General features: G+C 60.7%; 19 protein-coding genes. 6 read left to right on the top strand and 13 right to left on the bottom strand.

Annotated elements, in window-relative coordinates:
• Positions 1 to 163 precede the first annotated feature (163 nt).
• The 5 genes from PQR67_RS21470 to PQR67_RS21450 form a co-directional block, all read right to left on the bottom strand.
• Positions 164 to 1,216: an OmpA family protein gene (locus PQR67_RS21470; RefSeq protein WP_408463629.1), complete on the bottom strand. Its 1,053-nt coding sequence runs from the start codon at positions 1,214 to 1,216 to the stop codon at positions 164 to 166.
• A 149-nt stretch (positions 1,217 to 1,365) separates the two neighbouring features.
• Positions 1,366 to 2,205 (bottom strand): ABC transporter permease, encoded by an 840-nt coding sequence (locus PQR67_RS21465; protein ID WP_408463626.1) that lies wholly within the window; start codon positions 2,203 to 2,205, stop codon positions 1,366 to 1,368.
• A 24-nt stretch (positions 2,206 to 2,229) separates the two neighbouring features.
• Complete coding sequence (locus PQR67_RS21460) at positions 2,230 to 3,507, bottom strand: ABC transporter permease (RefSeq protein ID WP_408463623.1); 1,278 nt, start codon at positions 3,505 to 3,507, stop codon at positions 2,230 to 2,232.
• 120 nt (positions 3,508 to 3,627) lie between these two features.
• Positions 3,628 to 4,677 (bottom strand): ABC transporter substrate-binding protein, encoded by a 1,050-nt coding sequence (locus PQR67_RS21455; RefSeq protein WP_408463620.1) that lies wholly within the window; start codon positions 4,675 to 4,677, stop codon positions 3,628 to 3,630.
• Between the two features lie 173 nt (positions 4,678 to 4,850).
• Positions 4,851 to 5,948 (bottom strand): ABC transporter ATP-binding protein, encoded by a 1,098-nt coding sequence (locus tag PQR67_RS21450; protein ID WP_408463617.1) that lies wholly within the window; start codon positions 5,946 to 5,948, stop codon positions 4,851 to 4,853.
• Between the two features lie 130 nt (positions 5,949 to 6,078).
• On the opposite strand from PQR67_RS21450, the gene pdxR reads away from it, so the two are divergent.
• Entirely contained in the window at positions 6,079 to 7,632 is a 1,554-nt protein-coding gene (gene pdxR / locus PQR67_RS21445) for a MocR-like pyridoxine biosynthesis transcription factor PdxR (RefSeq protein WP_408463614.1), read from the top strand.
• Positions 7,633 to 7,647: 15 nt separating this feature from the next.
• On the opposite strand, the gene PQR67_RS21440 is transcribed toward pdxR, so the two are convergent.
• Together PQR67_RS21440 and PQR67_RS21435 are read right to left on the bottom strand one after the other, a co-directional pair.
• Positions 7,648 to 11,424 (bottom strand): DUF748 domain-containing protein, encoded by a 3,777-nt coding sequence (locus PQR67_RS21440; RefSeq protein ID WP_408463611.1) that lies wholly within the window; start codon positions 11,422 to 11,424, stop codon positions 7,648 to 7,650.
• A 288-nt stretch (positions 11,425 to 11,712) separates the two neighbouring features.
• A complete protein-coding gene (locus tag PQR67_RS21435; RefSeq protein ID WP_408463608.1) occupies positions 11,713 to 13,131 on the bottom strand; it encodes a DUF1254 domain-containing protein in 1,419 nt (472 codons plus the stop codon).
• Positions 13,132 to 13,425: 294 nt separating this feature from the next.
• On the opposite strand from PQR67_RS21435, the gene PQR67_RS21430 reads away from it, so the two are divergent.
• From PQR67_RS21430 to PQR67_RS21420, 3 genes are all read left to right on the top strand, one after another.
• Positions 13,426 to 14,094: an FMN-binding negative transcriptional regulator gene (locus PQR67_RS21430; RefSeq protein ID WP_408463605.1), complete on the top strand. Its 669-nt coding sequence runs from the start codon at positions 13,426 to 13,428 to the stop codon at positions 14,092 to 14,094.
• A 122-nt stretch (positions 14,095 to 14,216) separates the two neighbouring features.
• Positions 14,217 to 16,565 carry a heavy metal translocating P-type ATPase gene (locus tag PQR67_RS21425; RefSeq protein WP_408463602.1) on the top strand — a complete coding sequence of 783 codons (2,349 nt, stop codon included), beginning with the start codon at positions 14,217 to 14,219 and terminating at the stop codon, positions 16,563 to 16,565.
• Positions 16,566 to 16,705: 140 nt separating this feature from the next.
• Positions 16,706 to 18,688 (top strand): methyl-accepting chemotaxis protein, encoded by a 1,983-nt coding sequence (locus PQR67_RS21420; protein WP_408463599.1) that lies wholly within the window; start codon positions 16,706 to 16,708, stop codon positions 18,686 to 18,688.
• 62 nt (positions 18,689 to 18,750) lie between these two features.
• Here PQR67_RS21420 and PQR67_RS21415 read toward each other — a convergent pair whose 3' ends face one another.
• Entirely contained in the window at positions 18,751 to 19,404 is a 654-nt protein-coding gene (locus PQR67_RS21415) for a glutathione S-transferase family protein (protein ID WP_408463596.1), read from the bottom strand.
• 219 nt (positions 19,405 to 19,623) lie between these two features.
• On the opposite strand from PQR67_RS21415, the gene PQR67_RS21410 reads away from it, so the two are divergent.
• Entirely contained in the window at positions 19,624 to 21,072 is a 1,449-nt protein-coding gene (locus PQR67_RS21410; RefSeq protein ID WP_408463593.1) for a polyhydroxyalkanoate depolymerase, read from the top strand.
• Position 21,073: 1 nt separating this feature from the next.
• Here PQR67_RS21410 and PQR67_RS21405 read toward each other — a convergent pair whose 3' ends face one another.
• The 3 genes from PQR67_RS21405 to PQR67_RS21395 form a co-directional block, all read right to left on the bottom strand.
• Complete coding sequence (locus tag PQR67_RS21405; protein ID WP_408463591.1) at positions 21,074 to 21,508, bottom strand: cupin domain-containing protein; 435 nt, start codon at positions 21,506 to 21,508, stop codon at positions 21,074 to 21,076.
• A gap of 169 nt (positions 21,509 to 21,677) precedes the next feature.
• Positions 21,678 to 22,289, bottom strand: coding sequence for a flavin reductase family protein (locus PQR67_RS21400; protein WP_408463588.1), 612 nt, complete (start codon positions 22,287 to 22,289; stop codon positions 21,678 to 21,680).
• Between the two features lie 193 nt (positions 22,290 to 22,482).
• Positions 22,483 to 23,292, bottom strand: coding sequence for an Imm49 family immunity protein (locus PQR67_RS21395; protein ID WP_408463585.1), 810 nt, complete (start codon positions 23,290 to 23,292; stop codon positions 22,483 to 22,485).
• A gap of 331 nt (positions 23,293 to 23,623) precedes the next feature.
• Here PQR67_RS21395 and PQR67_RS21390 point away from each other — a divergent pair, with 331 nt between their 5' ends.
• On the top strand, positions 23,624 to 24,193 hold the full coding sequence (locus PQR67_RS21390) for an RNA 2'-phosphotransferase (protein WP_408463582.1): 570 nt from the start codon (positions 23,624 to 23,626) through the stop codon (positions 24,191 to 24,193).
• 256 nt (positions 24,194 to 24,449) lie between these two features.
• Here PQR67_RS21390 and PQR67_RS21385 read toward each other — a convergent pair whose 3' ends face one another.
• Both PQR67_RS21385 and PQR67_RS21380 read right to left on the bottom strand, forming a co-directional pair.
• The gene (locus tag PQR67_RS21385; RefSeq protein WP_408463579.1) at positions 24,450 to 25,268 is read right to left on the bottom strand and encodes a hypothetical protein; all 819 of its coding nucleotides are present in this window, start codon (positions 25,266 to 25,268) and stop codon (positions 24,450 to 24,452) included.
• A gap of 813 nt (positions 25,269 to 26,081) precedes the next feature.
• Entirely contained in the window at positions 26,082 to 26,801 is a 720-nt protein-coding gene (locus tag PQR67_RS21380) for a hypothetical protein (protein WP_408463576.1), read from the bottom strand.
• Positions 26,802 to 26,889: the final 88 nt, after the last annotated feature.

Below are 26,889 nucleotides of genomic sequence, written 5' to 3'. Positions count from 1 at the left end.
CGCGTGCGAATTTACCCCCCGCCTCGCGGCGGGAGACTGCGGGGAATAATATTAGGGGGCTCGCAGCGAGCCTGCGATACAACGCGGCCTAGTCGAAATATCGACCGGCTGCGCGACGTCGGCATCTATTGAAACCGACGGTCATTCTTAACAAATGAGTATGCTAGGGCGCAGTAAGCACAAACTCGATCTCGACGCGTCGATTTGGCGCGAGACATTGCACTAGTTCGTCGCGCTTTTTTTGCTGGCAGTTAGCCACCGGATTCGCACTACCGCGGCCCTGCGCGGTGATCGGCAATGTCACACCGTGCTTGCTCAGGTACTGTCGGACTGTCTGCGCACGCTGCAAAGACAGGCTCTGGTTGTAGGTATCGCTGCCGAGGCGGTCGGCGTAGCCGGTTATCTTAAGCTCACGCATGGTGGGAATCTTCTTCAGACCCATCACCACGGCATCGAGACGTTGCTTGCCGGACGGCAGGATCGCTGCCTCGTTGCTGCCGTTAAAGTGGAATAGGGAGTCGGCACGCAGCGTTATCTTCTGCGGCGCCTGCGTTACATGGACCGGTGTCGGCGTCTGTTGTGCCTGCTTGCACTGCAACGCCGTTTCTGCCGATTTCCGTAAGTTATCCTGAGCCTCCGGCAAGCGCTTTTCCGCAGCAGAGAACTTGCGCGCCCATGCGTCATGCCCTGCTTGCATCAGTTCAACTTCAGCACATGCGAGAGGTTGTTGCGCTTCAGGACATTGCGCGGTAGCAGGATCGGCCTTGATTGCATTGACGATTTTCCACAAATCAGGGCGAACGGTAGACACCGTACGCAAAGCCGGATTGGCCGCGGATAAGGGAGTGTCTTTTTCGAGACCAATCGTGATCATGGCGGCCTGGCCAATAGCTTCCTCGACGAAGCCCCAGTGATCGTTACCCTGCCGCCCGGCATCGATCCAGCATTGTGCCTTCGCGTGGAAATAACTATTCCTGTCGCCCGGCAATTTATCAAGCCGCTGTTGCAACGATGCCAGTGCGGCGCCGCTGCTGACGATCGGCGCGTAGGTGTCTACCCATTGCCGGTTGGCCGCGCCAGCGGCGTCGTCCTGCGAAGCGCCGACGCCCGTTTTCAGCACGGTGGCATCTTCGATGCCGAGCCGTTCACGCGCGGCGTGGTCCGCGCAGCCTGCCAAGGCCAGTGCAAACGCTAGCACCGTTAGCTGAAGTTTCATTGGTTTTCTGCGTCGAGCGCATCGTCTTTGAGAAGGCTCTGAGTATGAAGAGACGCAGACGGGGGCGGAATGGGAACATTCCTAGAATGTCCTCGGAAAGTTGCGGCATCGAGATTCATGCCGCATAACAGACGTCATACCGCTCAGATTTAGCTGCGTACCGCCCGGGCGGCATTCCTCCCCCGCAGCCATTCGAGCGCAAGCAACAGGCAAGTAGAAAACACGATCAAAATCGTCGCCAACGCCGCGATAGTCGGGCTGATGTTCTCGCGGATGCCCGTGAACATCTGGCGCGGCAGCGTCGTCTGATCCGCGCCTGCCAGAAACAACGTCACCACCACTTCATCGAACGAAGTCGCAAACGCAAACAGCGCACCCGAAATCACACCGGGTGCGATCACCGGCAACGTGATGCGGAAAAACGTCTTCACCGGATTCGCACCCAGCGACAAACTGGCGCGCACCAGGTTGTAGTTGAAACCTTGCAACGTCGCGGCCACCGTCGTCACCACGAACGGCACGCCGAGCGACGCATGCGCGAGAATCAACCCGATATACGTATTCGCCAGCCCAAGCGGCGCAAAGAACAGATACATGCCGACGCCGACCACCACCACCGGCACGATCATCGGCGAAATCAGGATCGCCATCAGCAGCGCCTTGCCGCGGAAGTTCGCCTTGGTCAGGCCGATGGCGGCCAAGGTGCCGAGCACGGTCGCAACCACGGTGGCCGACGGCGCCACGATAAAGCTGTTCTTCGCCGCCATACGCCATTCATCGGACGCGATCAGGTTCTGATACCAGCGCAGCGACCATCCTGGAATCGGATACACCAGAAACGTGCTCGACGAAAACGACAGCGGCACGATGGCCAGCACCGGCAAAATCAAATACAGCAGAGTTAGCACGGCCAACGCGCGCAGCGCGAAATACCACACGCGTTCAACCAGAGACGTATGTGGCGCAAACAAGGGCTTGGCAAGTTTCATCGCGAGTAAGCTCCGTTCGGGCGATCAGCCGAGGCTCAGTGAGGAACGCGTGAAGCGCCCGTAGATGACATACAACACGAGCGTTGCGGCCAGCAGCAAACCGCCCAGCGCACACGCCATGCCCCAGTTGATCGTCACGTTGGTGAAGTACGCGACGTAGTAGCTGACCATCTGATCGCCCGGTCCGCCGAGCAAAGCCGGCGTGATGTAGTAGCCGATCGCCAGAATGAACACGAGCAGCGCGCCCGCGCCAATCCCCGGATAAGTCTGCGGCACATACACGCGCCAGAAGGCGGCAAACGGATGGCTGCCGAGCGAGATCGCGGCGCGTTGATAGGTCGGTGGGATCGACTTCATGACGCTGTACAGCGGCAGGATCATGAACGGCAGCAGAATGTGCGTCATCGAGATGTACACGCCAGTGCGATTGAACAGCAGCGACAACGGATCATGGAGCAGGCCACTTGCAATCAGCGCCTTGTTCACCAACCCTTCGCTTTGCAGGATCACAATCCACGCCGCGACGCGCACGAGGATCGACGTCCAGAACGGAATCAGCACGAGAATCATCACCAGATTCGCGCGACGATCGGACAGCGTCGAGATCCAGTAAGCGAGCGGGTAGCCGAGTAGTAGCGCGAAAAATGTCACCGCAGCGCCGATCACAAACGTACGGCTAAACACGGCAAGATAAATCTGTTGGTCTGGATCGGTCGGAATAATGTGGCCGAACGCGTCCTGCTTATGGTCCAGTGAAGCCAGTAGATAGAACGGCGAATACGCGCCTGAATTCTTTGCAATCGCCTGCCAGTAGGCGATGTCGTTCCAGCGCTCGTCGAGTTCGACGAACTTCGCGTGAACCTGGGCAGGCGTGAGATTTAATGGCTTGCTGTTGTCGTCGACGAACGGCATCGCACGCGCCGATTTCGCCACCAGCGAGCGGTAGCCGGGAATTTCGACGTTCAGGCGACGTGCCAGCGCACCCATGCCGTCGCTATCGGCGACCGCCGCGAGGTCCACGGCCAAGGCGGCATACGCGGCATCAGGAGGCGGCGTCTTGCGATCCCAAACGCGCAACGCATTCAGCGTATGTGGCAAGGCGTTAACCACTTCCGGATTTTGAGCGGCACGCGTCAACAGCGCGCCAATCGGCACGACGAAAATCAGCAGCAGGAAAATCGCAAGCGGCGCAATCAGCAACAACGCCATTGCGCGTTTCTTCGCTTCTGCTGCCTTCAGTTCCCGCTTGAGCCGAACGCTCGACTCAGGCGTCGAATCCGTGGCGATCGTCATCGTAGTCACACCGTCTCCCTCACATCCGGCCATTCGCGCACATCACGAAGACCTACGCTTACGCTTCATTGCATCGATACGGCGCGGCTTTATCAGCATAAAAAGCCGCGCCTTCTCACACCCAACTAATTACTTCGAAGCCCACGACGAGAAGCGTTGCTCCAGCTCATCACCATGGTCGGTCCAGAACGCCAGGTTCTGCAGCACTGCGTTCTTGCCATTAGCCGGCGAGTTCGGCAGATTCGCAAGCGTCTTCGGATCGAGCGCCTTGATGGCCGCCACGTTCACCGGACCGTACGCGATGTTATGCGCGTAGTCCTGCTGCGGCTTCGACGAAAGCGAATAGGCGATGTACTTCTCGGCCAGCGCCTTGTTCGGCGTGCCCTTCGGAATCGCCCAATAGTCGAGGTCGTAAATGCTGCCGTTCCACACCACCTTGAGGTTCTTGCCTTCCTTCTGCGCGGCGTCGATACGGCCGTTGTACGCAGTGGACATCACCACATCACCCGCGACGAGGAATTGCGGCGGCTGCGCGCCCGCTTCCCACCACTGGATGTTCGGCTTCAGTTCGTCGAGCTTCTTGAATGCGCGGTCCTGGCCTTCCTTGGTGGCGAGCACCTTGTAGACGTCCTTCGGCGGCACGCCGTCGGCCATCAGCGCGAATTCGAGGTTGTAACGCGCGCCCTTGCGCATTGCGCGCTTGCCGGGGAATTTCTTCACGTCCCAGAAATCGGCCCAGCCGGTCGGCGCGGTTTTGAGCTTGTCGGCGTTATAGGCCAATGCCGTCGACCACACGAAGAAACCCACGCCGCAGGTTTGCGGCGCTTCCGGAATCAGATCCGACTTCTTGGCGATTTTCGACCAGTCGAGTTTCTCGAACAGCCCTTCGTCACAGCCGCGGCCAATGTCGCCCGATTCGACTTCCACCACGTCCCAATTCACATGCTTCGCTTCGACCATCGCCTTTATTTTGGCCTGCTCACCGTTGTATTCGACGGCGGTCACCTTGTTGCTGGTTTGCGTTTCGAACGGCTGGTTGAATGCGACCTTTTGCGCGTCGCCATTCGCGCCGCCGAAGTTGACAACCGTCAGTTCGGCTGCATTGACTTGCGCGGCGCCCAGCGCGAGCGCCACAGCACCGACAGCGATGGCGCAGCGCGATTTCCCGATCTTGCTCATGGTGTGTTGCTCTCCTTTGGTGGTGTGCTTTCAACTTTCAGCGAATTACGGTACGGCCCGTTTTATGTGCTGCTGACTCGACCTGCCTGAATTTGACCAACTGTGATGAACCAAATTGCGCCGAACGATCTGCATCAACGCAAACTGCGTCGATCACTTCGCGCCAAACGCCCTCACGCCCCTGCAAACACGCGCAGATGCTCGGGCGCAAACTCCAGTGCAACCGGTGCGCCAGGTGCGAAGGTCTCAAGTGCGTCGGTGCCGAGCGGCACCTTGACGAAGCACTCGTCCTGTTCCGGCAGGCCACAGCGCATGCGCACGTGGTCGCCGAAATAGATCAGCCCGCGCGCTTCACCGCTTAGCGCATTGGCGCCGGACCGTGACACGCCGTTGGCGAGCTTCATGCGCTCGGGCCGGATACACGCAACCGCCGGCGTGCCCGCCCGCGCGCCGCCGATATTGCGTCCCGTGAGCCGCGTGCCGTCAATCAGATGAAACTCGCAGTACTCGCCATCGACGTTCGCGATCGTGCCGCGCAGCTTGTTGCTATCGCCGATGAAGTTCGCGACAAACTCGTTGCAAGGCGATTCGTAGAGACGGTCTACGGTATCCAGTTGCTGCACGATGCCTTTGTCGAATACGGCAACACGGTCGGACATGGTCAGCGCCTCGCCCTGATCGTGCGTGACGTACACGAACGTCACACCGAGCTTCTCGTGCAATGATTTAAGTTCGTACTGCATATGCTCGCGCAACTGCTTGTCGAGTGCGCCGAGCGGTTCGTCCATCAGCACGAGCTTCGGCTCGAACACCAGCGCCCGCGCTAACGCGATACGTTGCTGCTGGCCGCCGGAAAGCTGCGCCGGATAGCGCTTTGCGAAGCTCTCCATGCGCACCATCTTCAGCGCGTTATGGGTGCGATGCGCGCGTTCATCAGCCGACAGTTTGCGCACGGTAAGCGGATACGCAACGTTTTGCTCGACCGTCAGATGCGGAAACAACGCGTAGTTCTGAAACACCATGCCGATGTTGCGCTTATGCGGCGGCACGGTATTGAGCAGCGTGCCGTCGAGCCAGATTTCGCCGCCGGTGGGAAATTCAAAACCCGCCAGCATCATCAAACATGTGGTTTTCCCTGATCCAGAAGGTCCGAGCAGTGTCAGGAATTCGCCCTGATAGATATCCAGATCGAGTTGTTTGACGACCAGCGTTTCGCCGTCGTACGTCTTGCGCACACCTCGAAAGCTGACGATCACGTCATCGGTTTTCATCGCTTCAGTCTCCTCTGCGGTCCGGCTGGCTCCCCCTGCAAAACAGCGGGATTGCATTAATTGCGTGGCTCACTATAGTCCCTTCCGGTTCTACAATATGGAACCATTTCATTATTCCGGATAGAACCACTTGGACACCGTGATCTTGTCGGATTGGCTTGCCGCGAGGCTCGACCGCGCTGCCGCCGAACCGGTCTACAGACAGACGCTGCGGCTGATGCAACAGGCCATCCTGACCGGCCAGTTGCCGCCGGGCACCAAGCTGCCGAGTTCGCGCACGCTCGCCGAAGACCTCGGCATCGCGCGCAATACGGTGCTGCATGTCTACGATCAGCTGACCGCTGAAGGTTATGTGATCTCGACCACCGGCAGCGGCACCTATGTCGCCGACACGCGGCCGGACACGGCGGCCATGAATACGCGTAAGAAGCCGGCGGTGGCGACCAGCGATGCGGACAGTGCCAATCAGGCCAGTGAGGCCGCGAAGCCGCCAGAACGTGATCTGGGCGACCTCTCCACACGCGGACGCAGGCTCATCGATCAGGCCGGCGTCTCCGCCAAACAGTGGGGCGCGTTCATGCCCGGCGTGCCCGACGTCGCCGAGTTTCCGGCGCGTACATGGAGCCGTTTGCAGGCCAGGCTCTGGAAGGAAGCCAATCCCGATCTGCTGACCTATGCGCCGGGCGGCGGTTATCGGCCGTTAAGGCGCGCGTTGTCTGATTACCTGCGCGTCGCGCGCTCGGTGAATTGCACGCCTGATCAGATCATCATCACGACGGGCATCCATCAGTCGATCGATCTGGCCGTGCGTCTATTGACCGACGTCGGCGATCGCGCGTGGGTGGAAGAGCCGTGCTATTGGGGGGCGCGCAGCGTGCTGCAATCGTCGGGGATCACGCTGGTGCCCGTGCCGGTGGATGCCGAAGGCCTCAACCCACGTGAGCAGGATCTGCAACAGCCGCCGCGGTTGGCGCTCGTCACACCATCGCATCAATATCCGCTCGGCATGGTGATGAGTCTCGCGCGCCGCCGCACGCTGCTCGAATATGCGCGCCAGCACAACGTCTGGATCATCGAAGACGACTACGACAGCGAGTTCCGCTACGGCAGCCGTCCGCTAGCGTCGTTGCAAGGACTCGACGACGCCGGTCAGGTGATCTACGTCGGCAGTCTGGGAAAGATGTTGTTTCCAGGCTTGCGGATCGGCTACATGATCGCGCCGGAGCATCTGGTGGATACGTTCCGCACGGGCGTCGCCGAGCTCTATCGCGAGGGACAGTTAATGCAGCAGGCGGTGATGACCGACTTCATCATGGACGGCCATCTCACGTCGCATGTTCGCCGTATGCGAGCGCTTTACGGCGAGCGCAGGCAGATTCTGATCGACGCGATCACCGCGCGTTTCGGCAACGAACTGCCGGTGATGGGTGACGAGGCCGGTCTGCATCTGGTGCTCGGCCTGCCCGATCACGCGAACGACCGCGCGGTAACCGCTGCGGCTTACGATGCCGGCGTGATCGTGCGGCCGCTCGCCGCTTACTACAGCAGCGAGACACCCGCCCGGCGCGGACTATTGCTGGGATACGCGTGCGTGCCGAACGAGAAGATCGGACCGGCATTCGACACGCTCGCGCGCGTGATCGAGCAGACGGCGTTGAAGAAAAAGCGCACGCGCGCCGCCTGATCGCAACACAGCGCGTCACTTCAGGCCGAAGTCCACCCGCGTCGTCGTGCCCTTGTCCTTGATGCCGTCCGCGTTCAGCTTTGGCGCGACGATAAACACGCGACTGCTGTCGATCTTGCCTTCGAAGTACTGCTGCACGGCTTGCGCCCGTTGCTGCGCGAGATCACGCAAGCTCGCGTCGTTGATCGGCGCGTTGGCGGCCATCGCGGCCTTCATCTCGTCGTCCGGCAGGCTCTTGGTCAGGCCGACAAAATTGCGCGGCTTCTTGAAGTCGGCCGCCTTGTAGGCCTTGGTCAAGTACTTGTCGTATTCCTTCGGATCCACGCTAATGGTCGACAGATCCACGCTCTCGCCATTGCCCACCACGTCCTTGATCTTCTGCTGCTTGACCGCCCGATCGACGTATTGCGTCTGCAGGCCAGGTTCGTCAACCGCCGGGTCGACGCGGCCAATCAGATCGATACGAATCGAACTCTTGTCGGCCAGCGCCTTCACGATGGTGTCGAGCTTCTTGTCTGCAGCGTCCGACAGTTTCGCCGATCCAGGCTCGAATTCGACATAGCCCATCTCCTCACCACCGCCGCCGAAGGCATTGGCGATCAGCGAGAACGGTGCGGTCACGGCCTTCTGCAGCAGGTTCAGCACCGCGTGCCAGATCAGCCCGCCAATGCTGAACTCAGGATTCGACAATGATCCCGACACCGGAAGGTTCACATCGATTTCACCGCGCGAATTCTTCAGCAGCGAGATCGCGAGACGCACCGGCAGCTTGGTCGCCGTATCGTTATCGACGTGATCGCCGAACGTGAGTTGGTCGATGAAAATATGGTTGTTCGCGTTCAACTGATCGTTATCGAGCTTGTAGTGCAGATCGACGTTCAGCTTGCCCTTGGTGATCGGATACCCGGCGTATTTCGCCGAATACGGCGTGAGGTTGGTGAGTTCGATATCGTGCGCGCTTGCAGTCAGATCGAGCGCCGGCTTCGCGATCAGCGGATTGACCGTGCCACGAATCGACAGCGGTCCATTGGCCGCCAGTTTCGCGGCAATCTCCACAGGTGCGGGGGTGGTTGATTGGGTGCCGAACGCGCCGATCGTGCCTTGAATGCTGACCAGGTTCGCCGTGAAGTTCGGTTTGATGAAGTTGTCGGTGTACGTCACGCGGCCCTGTTGCAGCACCAGTTGGCCAAAGTGCAGTTTGACGGGGCTTTGCGGCGGCGTTGCGGCCGTGACCGTGGCCGGGGTTGCCGACGACGCCGGCACGGGCGCGGACGCCACCTCGGGTGCCGATGCCGCTTGCGGCGTCAAGGGCACAGGCTCGTGGCCGCCGCTCTTGTCACGCGTCAGCGATTGCGCGGCGCCGCTTTCATGCGCGACCACGTCCTTGAGGTTCAGCTTGCCTTGCGCGTCGAGCAGCACACGCCCATAGAACTTCGTGAACGTGACACGGCCTGCGTCGACCACCGTGCCATGTTCGTCATAGTCGGCCTTCAGGTTGCTGAGCGCGAGCGAACTCCATCCTGCGAACGGGTCCGAGGTCGCCTTGTCGATCATCCGCACGTCGACGAGCGCCACATCGCCGCGGTAGGTCGCTTTTAACGCCTTCGTCTGACTCAGCGCGAGATCGCCGTTCGCGTTGAGCAACGCGCTCGCGATCAGCGCATTCAGCTTGCTGCCGAAGTACGGTTCGAAGGCCGCCGCATCCAGGCGGTTCGCGTTCACCTTGACGGCCACCTTGAGCGGCGTGGCCGTGACATCGCCCTTTACGCCGAGCGTGCCTTTCTTGTTGAGCGTCGCTTGCAGATCGATCGGCAAGGGCTTACTCAGATCGTCGCTGATTTGCTGCACCTTCAACTGCAGCGGCGTCACGCTCAGCTTCACCGGATTCGGCGTGGTGTTGTCGGTGAAATTCGCGGTCGCGTCTTTCAGGTTGAGTTCGCCGATCTTGTAGTGCCAGGCGGGGCCTTCCGCCTCTGCTTTCTTGGCCGCGTGGATCGCGGTGCGTTGCTGTTCGACTTGATGCGGACCGGCGAGCGCGGCGAGGTCGATGCTGCCGTCTTTCAGACGCTGCGCATTGACCACCAGGCCGGTCGTGTCGACACCGGTGATATCGGCCGTGCGTCCCGCCACGTCCACCTGTTTGATCGTCACCTGGCCTTGCGCGAGCGAGACCACCGGCGTCTTGCTGCCGCGCGCCGCGAGTTTGAGCGACTGCAGATCCAGTTGCGAATCGCTGACCATGACGGCGGCCGGCGACTTCGACCAGTTGGCATCGACGTTCACGTTGGCGGACAGCGCGCCGTCAACGACTTGCGCGGCGGTGGCCGTGTCGAGATACGGCTGCAGCGGCGGCAAAGACAGCGACTTCAGATCGAGTTTCGCGTTGGCGGTCTTGGCCACAAGGCCGAACGCGCCAGCCACGCCGAGCGAGCCGGCGGTGTCCTTGAAGCCGGTATTGAGCGTGTAATGCGCGGGGGCGGTCGCGAGCGTCGAGAAATCCGTCAGCGTGACGGCCAGTTTTTGCAGACCGAGGTCGACCGGCCGCGAAGCGGCTTCGTCGTGAACGTTGACGGTGCCGTCATTGATCGCAAATTGCTTGATCGACAGATCCAGAGGCTTGGCGGTTTTCTCCGTGGCATTTGCGCCGGATGCCGCAACTGGCGCGCTGGCGGCGTTTTTAGCCGTCGTGGACGCCGGTGCTGACGCCGAAGCCCCCTCAGCAGGCGCGGGCGCGAACATCCGCTCGACACTCAGCACACCGTCTTTATCGCGCGCAAGATTGGCGCTGGGCGCGTCGATGCGGATATCGTCGAAGTGATACAGGTTCTTCAGCGGCTCGAGCGTCGCGGCAGCCACATGCACCGTGCGCGCCGCAAAGAACGGCGCCTTGCTCGGATCGCGCACGTCCACGTCGTTCAAATCGACGGTGCCCGCCACGCGCAACGAAGGCGCGTCGTTGGACATCACGAAGTTAAGTTTGAGATCGGTGGACAGCTTGCCGCTCTGCACAATCACCGGCAGCTTGGTCGGCGCATAGGACAGGAGCTGCGGCACGTCGAGCCCGTCGAAGCGCAGCGACACTTCCGATTCGCGCGACGCAGCAAACGGCTTGGTCTTGCCGTCGATAGCGAGCGGACTGCCGTCGATGCGCGCACGCAGTAACGGCTCGACAAAGATGTCGGTTTTCGAAGGCAGCGTGGCGATGAACGGAATGCCGAGCTTCCACTGATCGATCACGTGCGTGACGCCGAGCAGCTTGTCGTCGAAGGTGATCTGGCCGTTTTCGAGGCGAATGTTCGACACCGAAAAGAGCGTCGGCTTGCTATCGGGCTTGGCCGGCTGCTTCGAGAATTTCTCGATCAGGTCGGTGAAATTGAAGCGCTGCGCATCATAGCGAACGATATGAAAACGCGGCGAATCGAGTTGCACTTCGTCGATGATCGGCGCTGCGCGAAACAGCGAACTCCACGACGGCTTCACGATGAGCCGCGAAATATCGACGAAGTCGCCCGCGCCGCCACGTTCGCCGATATGCACGCGATCGGCTTCGAGTTTGAGCGTATACGGATTGAGCGCGATACGGCCAATCGTGGCGGGCCGGTCGAGTTGCTTGCTGAGTTGCTGCTCGGCAATGTGGCGAATCAACGGCGGTGCCGCGAAAAAGCCCAGCAGACCGAACAATACGAGGAAGATCAGCAGACCCGTGATGACACGCCGGGTGCGGCGTGACTGCGCGACATTGCGCACGGTCTGCATGGAAGAAGCGATTGATGCTTTGTTGAGGCTTGCCATGCTCGGTCTTGGGTAATGCGGCGGCAAGCCCACCGCGAAACGAAAATCCCGCAAGCGGCAGTATAAGTGGTGAATCTTACGCAGGGTAGCAATGTCAGGCGCAGCTTACATATTGTTGCATGCTGCAGCCGCGCATGTCCGCCGGTGCGAAGCGGCGGACATGGGCCGATTTATGCGCTACTCATGCATGGCTGTCACAGTCGCGACGCATAGTGCTCGCGCTTTTCATCAGCGAATTTCACTGCGGCAATTCATTGGCGAACTTCATTGCCCTCGTCATTGCGCCCTTCACTGCCGCACGACAGCCGGCGGTTGCCAACTGCCGTCAGTCGCTTGCGGTTTCGGCGCGTACAGGCGCAGCACCAGTTGCAGATCGGCGCGCGGCGCCGGCAGCCAATTGCCGCTCTTGCTACGCGCCGACGACACCGTCACGTCGAGCGAACCGTCGCGATTGCGGCGCGCGCCGTTGCGATCGCCAACCGCCAGACGCGCCGGCGCGCTTTCGCCTAACGCGCCGTCCTTCGTATAGGCGGTGATCGACCAGAAACCACGCACCGGCGGCAACTGGTTCGGCGCGAAGTGGATCACATAGCGGTTTGCGCCGTTGAGCGCATGACCGTCGCTGTCCTGGGTGACGACCGCACGCACTTCATCTTCCTTCGTGCCAATGCCCGACTGGGTCGCCGCAGCGTATGCCCGCATCGCGTAGTCAGGGCCGTAGCTGCCGACGCCGTCGCCAAACCAGCTCCAGCCATTGCCGCTCAGCAGATTGGACGGCGGCGTGACGACACGCTCGTGACCGTCGGCAAGACCCGCAGCAATCACGTCGGGCGAGTTCGGCAGCTTCACCGGGTCACCCGGCGTCACGCCGAAGTCGGAAAGAATTTTCAGCGCATGCGGATCAGCCGGCGTCGGCGGGTTGTCCGGCAGCGCCTGCGCGAGGCGGCTGAAAAAGCTGTTCGCGTCGAGCGCGGCAACTTGCGCGGCCGGTGTGCCGGAAGCGGCCACTGCGGCATCGGCGGCCGTGCTGCGCGGCGCCGCAATCGACGCCGAGCGCGTGCCGCCGGCGTAAACGCTCAGCGGCGCGACGCGAATCGCGCGCTGCAGCTTGCGCACCGCTGTGAGGTCACGCGTGCCGTTCGACTGGATACGCACGCTCACCCATGCGTTGCGGGTCGGCACGTCGACGCGCGTCACGCCCTTGGGCAAATCGCCCTGCCAGCCGGGGCCAACGAAAGCAATCGTTTGCGCCTTGATGCCCGCTGCGCGGGTGGCGAACTGTGCGCTGGTCGACCACACCACGTTGGTCCACATGTCGAGCACGCGGGCATCGACATAGCGGCCGCGCGAGTCGGGCAGCGACACGATCACCGGCTCGCTGCCGACGTCCAGCCAGCCCGTTGAATCGAGCGTATCGAGGCTCGGCTGCTGTGGATTGGCTGCGCCGATCGGCGGCAAGGCCTGCGCGTGCCGCAACGTATTGAGCGGCGCCTGGCCCGGATCGGTGCCGACCGCCGCGTCGCGTGCGACGCCCATCAGCACCAGCGGATAGCCGAACACATACGAATCGGCGACTTCGTCCTTGATCCAGCCGGTGGTTTTTTGCGTCGTGGACGGAGTCGACGCGCAACCGGCCAGAAATGCGAGGCCTGCGAGCGACGCGCAGGTCCAGTGAAGCGAAAACAGTTCTTGGCGATTTTTTATCATTCGTTCGGGTGGCAGAACGTGTGGTCCTAAGGGAGACGTCGGTGTGCGGCAAAACCTGGTTGCGCGGCCTCCCTAAGCCGGGCGCAGCGAGTCCGCAGCTTGTGTTGCCGACAACATCGGGTTGTATCGTATCCTTGTTCGCCAGGCAAGCGCAAAGGCAGTAATAGCGCTTTGTAACGAACGCGCGAATATTATTTGCGGTGCGTTTAACGGTTTTGTCACTCCCGAGCCGGTTTCTGCCCGGCTGGCAACCCATCCCGGTCACTCGCCGTCCTTTTGTCCCCGGAGCGTTTTATGTATATGCCCGCCCATTTTGAAGAGAACCGTCCAGAAGTTCTCCATCGCCTGATCGCCGAGCAGCCGTTCGGCACGCTGGTTACCCATGGGCCGGACGGGTTCGACGCGAACCATTTGCCATTCGAATTCGACGCAAAGCCAGCAACCGGAGAGGCTGACGCAGGCGCCCAGACCCACGGCATCCTCCGCGCTCACGTCGCCCGGGCCAACCCCGTCTGGCAGGAAGTCGCCGCGAACCCGGAAACGCTCGTCATTTTCCAGGGCCCCGCCGCCTATATCTCGCCAACCTGGTATCCCAGCAAGCACGCGACGCATCGTCAGGTGCCGACTTACAACTATATGGTGGTGCACGCGCATGGCCGGATCGTCGTGCGCGACGACGAGGCGTTCTTGCGCGGCCTCGTCGCGCGGCTCACCCGCAAGATGGAGGCGGGCGAGCCGGTGCCCTGGAAGATGGGCGACGCGCCGGCCGACTATATCGCCCAGATGCTGGGGGCGATCGTCGGTCTGGAGATCGAGGTCACGCGACTGGTCGGCAAATGGAAACTCGGCCAGAACAAGGAAGCCGCCGACCGGCGCGGCGCGGCCGACACCCTGCTGGCACGCACCGGCGACGAGCAGAAGGCCGTTGGCCAGGCGATGCTGGACGCGCCGCCGCCATTCTGAGCTTTTTTGCCCAACGACCTCGCTAACGGTCGTGCGACAAAAACATCCTTGACATTCCTATCATGGGAAGGTTAATACTCGGCTCATGATGCGGTCCAATGCCGCGAACAGGCTTGCCTACCATGACCGAACTTGCCACACCGCCGCGTCCCGCGGACGCCACGCCCTCCAGAACCACCGAACTCGACATCGGCGGGATGACCTGCGCCTCGTGCGCGATGCGCGTCGAAAAGGCGCTTGCCAAGGTGCCAGGCGTCGCGAGCGTATCGGTGAATCTGGCGACCGAAACGGCGAGCGTCAATCCAGACGACGCGAGCCCCGGCGCCGACCCCGACGCGCTAATCGCGGCAGTCAGGAAAGCAGGCTACGAGGCGACGCTGGTGGCGCCGCCAGACGCACCGGCGTCCCTCGCCGACGCGGCTGCCCTCGCTTCTGCCTCAGAAAACAAACACAACCAAACCCGCCGCGAACTGGCGGCCGTGCTCATCTCCGCCGCACTGACGCTGCCGCTCGCCCTGCCGATGGTCGGCGAATGGTTTGGCCTGCACACCATGCTTTCTCCGTGGCTGCAGCTCGGCCTCGCCTCGATCGTGCAGTTCGTGTTCGGCGCGCGCTTCTATCGTGCGGCCTATCGTGCGGTGCGGGCCGGCGCCGGGAACATGGACTTGCTGGTGGCGCTCGGTACGTCGGCGGCTTATGGAATCAGCGTCTACGAACTGGCGACCCATCGTGGCGACATGACCCATCTGTACTTCGAAGCCTCGGCGGTGGTGATCACGCTGGTGCGCTTCGGCAAATGGCTCGAGGCACGCGCCAAGCGCCAGACCACGGATGCAATCCGCGCGCTCAACGCACTGCGCCCGGACCGGGCGCGCATCCGCGTCGGCGCGGACGAGCGCGAAGTGCCGCTCGCACAAGTGCGGGTCGGCACGGTGGTGATCGTGCGTCCCGGCGAGCGCGTGCCGGTCGACGGCGCGGTGCTCGAAGGCCGCACCCATATCGACGAATCGCTGATTACCGGCGAAAGCCTTCCTGTACCGAAGCAGGCCACCGATCCGGTCACCGCCGGGTCGATCAACGGCGAAGGCGCGATTGCGGTGACAACCACCGCGATTGGCGCGGAAACGACTCTGGCCAGAATCATCCGCCTCGTGGAAAACGCGCAAGCCGAGAAGGCGCCGATCCAACGTCTGGTCGACCGTGTCAGCGAAATCTTCGTGCCGGCGATTCTGGCGATTGCGGCGCTCACACTGGTGGGCTGGCTGATTGCAGGCGCCGGAGGTGAAACCGCGATTCTGAACGCGGTCGCCGTGCTGGTGATCGCCTGTCCGTGCGCGCTCGGCCTGGCGACGCCCGCCGCCATCATGGCCGGCACCGGCGTGGCCGCGCGGCGCGGCGTGCTGATCAAGGACGCCGAAGCGCTGGAAACCGCGCATCGGGTGACTATCGTCGCATTCGATAAAACCGGCACGCTGACGCTCGGGCAACCGTCGGTGACGGCGTTCGAGGCGATCGGCGGCGTCGGGCGCGACGAGGCGCTGGCGCTCGCCGCAACGGTGCAGCGGCATAGCGATCACCCGTTGGCGCAGGCCGTGGTGAAGGCGTATGAGGCAACTCAGGCGGACGATCTGCGGGACGATAACGCAGTTGAAGAATCGCCGGCGAAGGTCGCAACGCGGTCGTCGCTTGCGACACTTACCGCGAGCGCCGCACGCGCGGTGCCCGGACGCGGCGTGGAAGCCGAGGTCGATGGTCGTACTCTCGCGCTGGGCAGCACGCGCTGGCTCAACGAACTCGGCATCGTGTTGCCGGCGCAATTCGCCGAGCGCGCAAAACAGCTCGAAGCCGCCGGCAACACCGTCTCGTGGCTCATGCAGCGCGCGCCGCTTGCGCCCGCCGCGCTCGCCCTGATCGCCTTTGGCGACACCGTTAAACCGACCGCGCGCGCGGCCGTCGAACGGCTCGCCCAAATGGGCATCAAAAGCGTGCTCATTACCGGCGACAACCGCGGCAGTGCGGCGAGCGTCGCCCAGGCGCTTGGCATTGCCGAATTCCATGCGGAAGTGCTGCCGGACGACAAAGCCCGGGTGATCCACGATCTGAAGATCCGCAGCGCCGGCATCGTCGCGATGGTGGGCGACGGCATCAACGACGCTCCCGCGCTCGCCGCCGCCGACATCGGCATCGCCATGGCGACCGGCACCGACGTGGCCATGCAGGCGGCCGGCATCACGCTGATGCGCGGCGATCCGGCGCTGGTGGCCGACGCCATCGACATTTCGCGCCGGACCTGGCGCAAGATCCAGCAGAACCTGTTCTGGGCGTTCGTCTACAACCTGATCGGCATTCCGCTGGCCGCCTTCGGCTTGCTAAACCCGATGCTGGCCGGTGCGGCAATGGCGTTCTCGAGCGTCAGCGTCGTCACCAACGCACTCCTGCTGCGCACCTGGCGCGGCGCGTCGGCACGTTGACGGCAATATGCAGCGCTATATTACGAAAAGCCTTCGAAATCGCTAAAGATGTGCGCAATTCGGCCGTAATCATGACATAGGGGTAAACCATGCATTCGCATGGTTTACACGCCGCATGTCTTCCTTTACGTCGAATACCCATGGAATTTCTCTCTTTGCGCCGCGCCAGCGTTGGCGCCCGGCTCGCCGTGCTGTCGTGCGCGCTGGTGGCCCTGATTTTTGCCGCCTTTACGTGGGCGCTCACGCGCAGCGCCGGCCAGCAGGTCAGCGATCAGGTGCTGCAGCGCATCGCCGACAAAGACCGCTCGATCGCCGCCATGATCACGCTGTTCGACGAGGCGCTGTCGGCGGAAGTCGATCGCTCGACGTCGCTGTTCGCCAGCTTCCTGCCCACCGGCTACACGCTAGACGAGAGCCAGAAAGTCGACGTCAACGGCGTCGCCACGCCAACCATCAAGGCCGGCGACAAAGTCCTGAACATGGATTTCTCGATTCCCGACCAGTTTCTCGAACGCAGCGGCGCGGTGGCCACCGTGTTCGCCCGCAGCGGCGACGATTTCGTCCGCGTGACGACTTCGCTGAAGAAACAGGACGGCTCGCGCGCCATCGGCACGCTGCTCGACCGCAAGGGGCCCGCGTACGCGCCGATTCTCGCGAACAAATCGTATACGGGACTTGCAGCGCTCTTTGGCAAACGGTGGATTACCCAATATCGGCCGATCACGGATGCGAGCGGTCGCGTGATCGGCGCGCTGTTCGTCGGCGTGAATGTGGACAAGGAAATCCAGTCGGTCGAAGACGGCATCAGCAATCTGAAAATCGGCGATAGCGGCTATTACTTCGTGGTCAACGCCTCGAAGGGCGCGGATCGCGGCAAGCTGATCGTGCACCCGGCCGCCGCCGGCCAGAACGCGGACAACGCGAATGCACCGTATCAGCAAATGCTCGACATGAAGGAAGGCCAGCTCGAATTCAGCTCCGCCGACGCGACACTCGGCGAGCGCAACGCGCGCGACAAATTCGTGTCGTTCATCACCGTGCCGCAATGGCAATGGCTGGTGGGCGGCATCGCGCCGCGCGACGAGGTGATGGCGGAGGTGAGCGCCACGCGCAATAAATTCCTGCTGATCGGTTTTGCGCTGGTCGGCGCGTTCGCGATCGTGTTCCTGATTGCCGTGCGCCGTCTCGTGAGCCGTCCGCTCGATGAAGCCGCAAAGGCGTCCGAGCGCTTCGCTTCGGGCGATCTGAGCGTGCGCGTGGCTGGCGGCGTCAAGGGCGCGAATACGCGGGCCGACGAAATCGGCCGCCTGATGCAGTCGATCGACGGCATCGGCGAAGGTCTCGCGCGCATTGTTTCGCAAGTGCGCAATGCATCGGCGGACATGTCGGAAGGCACTGAAAAGATCGCCTCCGGCAGCGGCAACATCGCCGCGCGGATTGCCACGCAAGCGAGCAGCCTCGAAGAAACGGCGGCCAGCATGGAACAGATCACGTCGACTGTGCAGCAGAACGCCGACCATGCCGCTCAGGCCAATACGCTCGTCACGCATGCCGCGGACGCCGCGCTCGAAGGCGGCCGCGCCGTCGAACGCGTGGTCTCGACGATGGGCGAGATCAGCCGCTCGTCGCAGAAGATCGCCGAGATCACCAGCGTGATCGAAGGCATCGCGTTCCAGACCAATATCCTTGCATTGAACGCCGCCGTGGAAGCCGCGCGCGCCGGTGAGCACGGCAAGGGCTTTGCAGTGGTGGCGTCGGAAGTGCGCGCGCTCGCGCAGCGCAGCGCGGCGTCGGTAAAGGAGATCGAGCAGTTGATCGCCGCTTCCACCGCGACCGTTCAAAGCGGTTTCCGGATCGCCGAAGAGGCCAGCTCGACGATGCAAGGCATCGTTCAACAGGTCGGCCAGGTGCGCGCGATCATGGCGGAAATCAGCGTTGCGTCACGCGAGCAATCGGGCGGCATCGAGCAGGTCAACCTTGCTGTCACCCAGATCGGCGAGGCAACCCAGCAGAATGCGACGATTGTCAGCGAGGCTGAACTCGCGGCGGCCGAGTTGCGCGATCAGGCTGCGCGGCTTGCGCAGGTGGTTAGCGTGTTCAAGCTGGAAGCCGGGCGGGATTAAGGCGTTGCCTTTGTGTCGGCGCGCGGCATGCTGCCCCGCGCCGGCATTAGCCTGCGCCATCGTCAAAACTCCACATCCAGTTCGTCGATCTCTTCCACTTCCTGCTGTGCGTCCGCGATCCATTGCTGCATCTCGGGCAACGCCATGATGCGCTGCCCGTAGTCGACGATCTCCGGGTCCAGCTTGACGTCATAGGTCACGAAGCGCGTCACCACCGGCGCGTACATCGCGTCTGCCGCGCTGCGCTCGCCGAACAGAAACGGCCCGCCGTACTGCTTCAGGCACTCGCTCCAGATCGTCACGATGCGGTCGATATCCGACTGCGCCCTCGCCCACACCTTGAAGCCCGGAAAATGCGCTTTCAGATTCATCGGCAGGGCCGAGCGTAGCGAAGCAAAACCCGAATGCATCTCGCCGCAAATCGAGCGGCAATGTGCTCGCGCGCGGATGTCTTTCGGCAATAGCGCCGCTTCCGGCTTCAACTCGTTCAGATATTCGGCGATCGCCAGGGTGTCCCAGATCTTGATGCCGTCATGAAAGAGACACGGCACCAGGATCGACGGCGACAGCAGCAGCAACTCGGCGCGCGCCGCGGGATCGTCGATCGGCATCACGATCTCTTCGAAAGACAGACCACTGAACTTCGTCAGCAGCCAGCCCCGCAGCGACCAGGACGAATAATTCTTGCTGCTGATGGTGAGCGTGGTATTCGCCATACGTTTCTCCTCCAGATGAGGCGTTCCGCCGACGCCTGACACCGCCCATGCACGTTGCCGTGCGCGGGCGCACCAAAGCGCGGCAAATTCGGCCCGCTTTGACAACTGGCGCAAATGCTATGCCAACGCGCAGGGACGGCCATGCCGGTGCAACCGCGCGATTGGCACATGACTTGCCTCTATTCGGGCTCCTTCCTTTCCTGCACTCGTGCGAAGGTTATGAACCTGTTCGCATATCCCACATACCAGGCTTTCGCCGACCTGATGCTGCCGATTCGGCACGGCGCGGCACTGGTGAATCATTCGCTCGACGCATGGCCCGCGTTTGGCGATACGTCGCATGGGCGCTCGCTACGCGCAAGCTGCGAGTTGCTGACGCTCGCCGGGCTCACGCCTGTCAGGCCGCCGTTCGACATCGATACCGTGGTGACGGAAGGCAAATCCGTACGGATCGTCGAGGAAGTGGCCGCGCACACGCCGTTCTGTTCGCTGTTGCATTTCCGTAAGGATGCCTCCCTTTCGCATCCGCAGCCGCGCGTGCTGGTGATCGCGCCTATGTCCGGTCACTTCGCGACCCTGCTGCGCGGCACCGTGCGCACGATGCTGGCCGAACACGACGTCTACGTCACCGATTGGCACAACCCGCGCGATGTGCCGTTGGGTCAGGGCCGCTTCGGCTTCGACGAATTCGTGCAGCATGTGATCGATTTCACTGAGGCGATCGGGCCGGGTACGCACCTGCTGGCGGTGTGTCAGCCGACTGTCGCCGCGTTGGCCGCGGTCGCCCTCATGGCCGCCGACGACAACCCCGCGCAACCCGCCAGCATGACGCTGATGGCGGGTCCGCTCGATACGCGCATCAACCCGACGCGTGTCAACGAACTGGCCAAGAGCAAACCGATCGAGTGGTTCGAACAGAACCTGATCAGCGCGGTGCCGTTCGGTTTTGCGGGCGCGCATCGTCGCGTGTATCCCGGCTTCGTGCAGTTGACTGCGTTTATGTCGATGAATCTAAACCGTCATCTCGACTCGTTCGAGACGATGCACTACGAGCGCGCCAAAGGCGATCCGGCGAAGGCCGACACGATCCACACCTTCTACGAAGAATACTTCGCGACGATGGACCTGACCGCCGATTTCTATCTGGAGACTGTCGATACAGTTTTTCAGCGACATGCGCTGCCGTTGCATGAGCTCACGGTGGGCGGGCGGCTTGTGGAGCCTTCAAAAATTCGTCGTACTGCGCTGCTGACCGTGGAAGGCGAAAAGGACGATATCTGCGCGGTCGGGCAGACGCTCGCCGCGCAGGACATGTGCGACAAATTAAGGCCGTATCTGAAGACGCATCATGTGCAAACCGGTGTGGGGCACTATGGCGTGTTCAATGGACATCGGTGGGAGCGGCAGATTTATCCGCGCGTGCGAGCAGTGATCTACGACAATGAACCGCGTGCGGTGGCGGTGAGTTCGCGGGCGCGCACGATTCAGCCGATGTCGGCGGCGGTGGCTTCGGAGGTGATGGCGGCAGCACCGGCGGCTGCGGCGGTGGTCGATGTTGTCGCAGATGCCAGCGTGATTGCTGCCGCGTCGAACGAAAGCGGCTCCGTCACCAAGCCGCGGCAGGCGTCACGGGCGCCGCGCCGGCGCCCACCCGCGACGCAATCTTGAGTCAAACCGCGACGCTCTTCCATGGCTGCACCGCCGGCACCTCGCACGGGCCTTCGACTTCGATGGATTTGAAATCGGCCGGCGACACGATTTCGATGTACTCCATATCTTCCGAGTAATCGAACAGATAGTGGACGATGCCCGGCGCCTGGTGCACGCAATCGCCCGCGGCGACGAGCGTCTCCTTGTCGCCATACATGAACCGCGCCCACCCCTTCAGCATGATCACAATGTGGAAATCGGCCTCATGGCGGTGCCAACCCGTGCCTTGCTCTGGTGCGTGATTCGCCTTGACGAGTTGCGCGAGCACCTTGCCGCCGGTTGCCTGCGCGATGCCTAAATCACGGTACAGAAAAAAATCGCGTAGGCCCTGATCCACGTAGGACGTGTCTTGCGGACGGATATGGCTGAACTGCGTGGCGAATTCGGTGGACATGATCGCGCTCCTCTTGAGTGAGCCGGCAGTTGAAAACGACGCGTTGAGCGTCGGTTGCAAGCATCAAGCGGGCCAGTTTGCGGGGTTCTGGTTTTGCGTGTTGCGGGGGCGACCGGGTGGGTGCCGCGCCGCATTGCGCGGCGCGAGATGATTCAAACGCTTTGGGTGCTTATGCGGTCGGTCGGAACATCTGGAACATCTCGCCAATTTCCGCGTAGTCCGCGCGGTAGCCGGCGCGCATGATCGGCTGCGCGGCATGGGTGTCGAACAGGCCGTCTTTCAGGTAGGCCTCGTTGATGTGGACGCCGACTACTTGGCCTAGCGACAGGTAGTTGTCCATCGGCTCGCCCTCTAGCGTGTGAAGACGGACGACTTGCAGCAGCTTGCATTCGAGCGCAGCCGGCGATTCGGCGACGTGCGGCACAGCGACGTTGCGACCGGGTGCGGGCGTCAGGCCGGCGAGTTCGAATTCGTCGACGTGCGGCGCGACCGGTGCGGAGGAACGGTTCATCTGCTCGGCGAGCGGCTTGCTGGACAGATTCCAGACGAATTCGCCAGTCGCTTCGATGTTGGCGATGCTGTCTTTACGGCCTTCGCTGCAGAAGCCGATGATAGGCGGGAAGCTGGCGAACGCGCCGAAGAAGCTGTAGGGCGCGAGGTTCAACGTGCCGTCGGTGGCACGTGAGGAAATCCAGCCGATCAGGCGCGGAGCGACGATGGCTTTGAACGGGTCGTGCGGGAGGCCGTGACCGGTGGCGGGGTTGTAGAAGTAGTGGGGCATGGGTTTGTGCTGGGGTCTGCGGGTGAGGCGGGAGATATTTATACCGCAGACTTGCTGGGGCTGCTGGGGGCGCATAAGACAAAGTGCTGCTGTCGGATCAAACCAGGCTAATACAAATTAGAGTTGCGGCCGCTGCCTCACCGTGAGCGAGCGGCACATCCCCGGCCTCCGGCTTTACCGGCGCCACGCGAAACTAGCCCACCGGCATATTAATGTCGAAGTTTTTCATGAAACCATAGGGGTCCTCGTAAGACGCCAACGGAGCGACAGGCAACCATTCGGCGGGTACAAGTGGAGACGGAATCTGTACCTTGTATCCGTGTCGCCACGCGATCTTTGCGTAGATTACCGCGTGTGTTCCTATTAGCTTCCTGGTGAAACCAAACGCCTGTTCCACGTTGCGAACACGTGCGATTTTTGGCGAAGTCAGTTCGCCCAGTGCGGACTCCATTCCGCCCAGATCGCCGCGCGCGAGAGCAAGATAAAAGCGATGATCGACCTCATACTTTTTCTGCGCGGCGACGGGATTGTCGAGAATTCTCAAACACCTCTTCTCCAGTGCATCCCAATCGCCCCGTGTCGCTAGCAACGCCTGATATCCGTGAAAGTCGGCGGTCGACATATCGTCGGCACGATTCATATCGAAAGGGAGTTCATAATGCGCGAACCAATCGATCAATGGCTCATGATCGGACAATAACGGCGCCAACAGCAGAAAAGCTGGATACCAGTTGCGTGGCTGCCGCTGAAAAAGCATCCGCGAAAGCTTTGCTTCCGCGTAGCACCACTGTTTGAATAAGTCCAGATTCCGATTGGCGAACCACGCAACCAGCGAGGATGCGGAAGCATGGCTGCGTAAGCTAAGCAAGCACGAATAGACGTCGCCTGTCCCGTCCTGGACGTGCTTCAGAAACAATTCCAGGTTATCGGACAGTACCTGTTGGTGAGCCTGCACGTGTGCAATACCTGCCTGCAGATCTTTCGTGTTGTCAGTTTTTCCCATGAGTCACTCGTTTTCTACTATTAGCTAATTTTGACAGGGACCGCGATAACCTGCCCAGTTGTCCGATTCACTCCAGCAACAGCAGTTGTCGACGTCCCGTTGGCTTGCGCCTTGAGAGCCGCAGGACGCTCGGGCTACCACGTTCTGACTGGATTCTGGGTTAAGCCTTCGGAAGACCGCTAAAGCAGATGCAAGCCTGTCAATGCGATTTACAGGCTTAAACCTGTATATTTCATTTACAGTCTGTAGGCTGTATCAATCTACACCGGTTTCCAACGACTCCGCGTACATCCGATCATCGCCCGAGCCAAATCTCAGGGAACATCGAAGAATGGACATAGATAGTAAGCAACTCAACGAGATCAGCAAATTTTTAAGCTACGTACTCCGCCATGAACCGCAGAGCATCGGCCTACAACTCGACACGGAAGGTTGGGCTGATATCGAGAGCCTCATTGCAGGAGCGGCCAAACAGGGCCGAACACTCGACCGGACTATCATCCACGCTGTCGTGTCGACCAACGACAAGAAACGTTTTGCCATATCCGAAGATGGTGCATGTATTCGCGCGGTACAAGGACATTCGACGCCTGCCGTACAACGCGAGTATGTCGAGACAGAGCCGCCAGAAACTCTTTATCACGGAACCGCGATACGTTTTCTCGAATCGATTCGTGAGCAAGGGTTGAAGGCGGGCGCTCGTCACCATGTGCATCTGTCGGCGGATGAATCGACTGCCCTCGCGGTGGGAAAGCGATACGGCGGTCCTGTGATTCTTGAGATTCAAGCCTTGCGCATGTATCGGGAAGGTTTCAAGTTTTTTCTGGCGGAGAACGGTGTCTGGCTCACTGACAGCGTTCCGACCAGATTTTTTAGCGTGCGCGGGGGAGTCGGTTTCTGAAGTCCAGATACATGCAGAGAGCGCAGCACATCCTGCAGAGAAGAGTGCAGTGAACAGCAAGGATTTTCGAACAATCATTATCTGCTCCGTGCTCGCTATTGACCTGCCGTCTCGCGAAAAACGTAATCTTCCAAGATCCTTCCTCTGGACGAAGACACACGCCGCGAAGTCGCGGGGAGGATTTTCTAACAACCCCGCGTCAGCTCGCTCTCGACGACAAGGGATGCAAATCGGATGGCATGCACGCTGACTATTTCTATTCTTTTTCGTCTACGCGCAACTGAAACTCGGGAGTGGCAAAAAGGTCGCCCGTCGGTCCTTTCTCGGCCCGGTCGTAGGCACGTTCGGATTGAAAAAAGGCATCAACAGCCAGATGCGCCTTGACCGCTAAACGACTGGCTAGCACCGCATCGAAATTGAAAATTGTATCGGCTAGCTTGTCGGTCAACTGAAGATAGATCATTTCTTCTCCGAGTTCCTTCACGACCGCTGCCGGTGCACTCATCAGTCGATCCTTGCCAAATAGCCGAACATAGGGAGGACCGAAAACGGTTCCCCAAAACACGTCCGGCAGCCAATGACGCAGTACGTGAGTCACAAGCATGAAGCGTTCGCCAAATGGTGCAGACGCACTGTCGAATGCAAAGTCCTCGTAACGAGCATTCGCAACATCAAGAATAGCGATGTCTGCTTCCGTACGTACGCTCAATGTTTCCAAGGCGTGAACAAGTAAGTCCTGCTCTACGTCCGCCAATTCCAAGGTCAAGTCAATGTTTGAGTGAGTATCTTTGACCATAGGCGACTTGCTACGCCATCGGACAGAGAATGCCCCCTCGGCTTTCGGGCACTTCTTACGTTGCCAGAAAACTGTTTCACATGTTCCTGCAGCAGGAACGAGGGCCTCAATATTTTGTGCATCGAACGCTCGATCGAGCGGTTCCCACCATCCCCATTTTTCTGGAAGGACATTCGGAAACACCTCCTCATAGGTGCGCACGGCCCTGAGAAAGTCCATTGGAGAGCGTAGCGACAGCGGACTCAACACGTTGACGCAGACCGGATCTTTAAATTTCATTCTGGGTTCCTCATGACCTGCCCCACGGCGTGAACTTACCGGTTCCGGGATCGTACACTCGAATCGATCCTCCCGACCTATTGACAAACGCCTGAAGCGGCCCGGAGATGGCCTGCGTGTTGGGACTAACAATCAATTGAATTGCATTGTCCGATACGAAGTAACCTCGGAACTGCTACAAGTTGTATATGTCTTTCACGTCCTTGACTTCGATGAATGTCTGCCCTTTGATTCCATCGGGCACAACAATCGCCTCTGTTCCATCTTCAAGTGTTACCGGAATGCGGGTCTTATTCTCAGGAACTTCCTCGGCGCTCAAGGCAGCACTTTGGAATTGCAAACCTCTCTGGAATGCTCCTGTAATGGAACTGGCACCCTGGCCGGTGACGGCCCGGCGTCGCCGCTCGACACGCAGCCGAATACAAACCTGGATTCAGCCACCGAATGGATTCAGAGCGCAATGCAAACCTCGAAGGAAACGCACCGCAACGAGGACTTCCGGTGCGAAGTCGTAAAGAGGCTTTTCTGGCTAGCCGGTGCCGCACACGCAACAAGCGCGAATTGCACAAATCGATCAACAACGTTGCAAGGTTTGCCCACACCATAAAGCACAAACCCGGCTCTCGGGCCGGGTTTGTGTCTCGGCGGCCGTCCGGGCAATATGCGGTACGCGCTTAACCTGCAACATCTCGTTCAAGCAGCGATTCATGGATCTCAACCGACGAGCCATCTTCATACTCAATCGAGTAAACCAGTTCGGCGGTCGATGCCGCGTCCCCCCACAAACCAGTAACTCAACCGTCGAGAAATTCCCTAGATAACCGAGCCTGTTTCGGCATAGCGTCTCTTCAACTCCGGCAACGCCGCAAGAATCCTGTTGAGTTCTTCAACGCGTTTCGGAAATATCGTCTCGAAAGCGTCGCTCGAATAGCGTTCGACAAAATCGAAATCCCCCAACAAGACGTGAACTATGCAAACCATGACCCCTTTCTGCATCTCCATCTGGTCGTACGGAGAGTTAGCGTGTCGCGTCGTGTACTTCGCAGGCAAACCTTTAAGAAGGTTTTCTTCAGTACTCAAGTCGTAATGCGTTTCGACAAACGAAATGCCGTCCCTCATCGTTGCCACCAAAACAGCGCGAACCTCGGCGAAATCGACAATCTGGTCTGCGATAGCCTTGGGGTTCGGGGCGGCTGCGAGGAACGCCTCCCTGCCTTCGACGACCCAACCTCCAAGCCTCAGATTGACCGGCGTATGTTTAAGCAACTGGGATACGACCTGAAAGCTAACGATGGAGGTAGAGCGCTCGATGCCCAGCAGCAATTTAGACAGCTTCATCGCTCTCTTGTTGTCTATCGTGACGCTGGGTTGAAGCGGTGTTGTTCCATGCTCGAAGCCGAAACCGGGATGGATGATGAGATCTGTGTGCTTCAGCGACTTGCTCTTGAACTGACCGGATGTGAAGGTCCAGCCGGTGAACTCGCGGGCCACGTCTTTGCAGATTTCATAGAGATCCGTTTTGAACGTACTCATGGTCGACTCATTTTTTACGGAGGATGATAACCGGGGTCAACGGCAGAGGGCCGTCCATTCCGGCCCTAGCCGCGTTGGTTCCGGCGCC

The sequence above is a fragment of the Paraburkholderia fungorum genome, assembly GCF_046026025.1.
In the GTDB taxonomy this organism is placed as follows: domain Bacteria; phylum Pseudomonadota; class Gammaproteobacteria; order Burkholderiales; family Burkholderiaceae; genus Paraburkholderia; species Paraburkholderia fungorum_E.
This window is presented reverse-complemented; position numbering and strand designations above follow the sequence as displayed.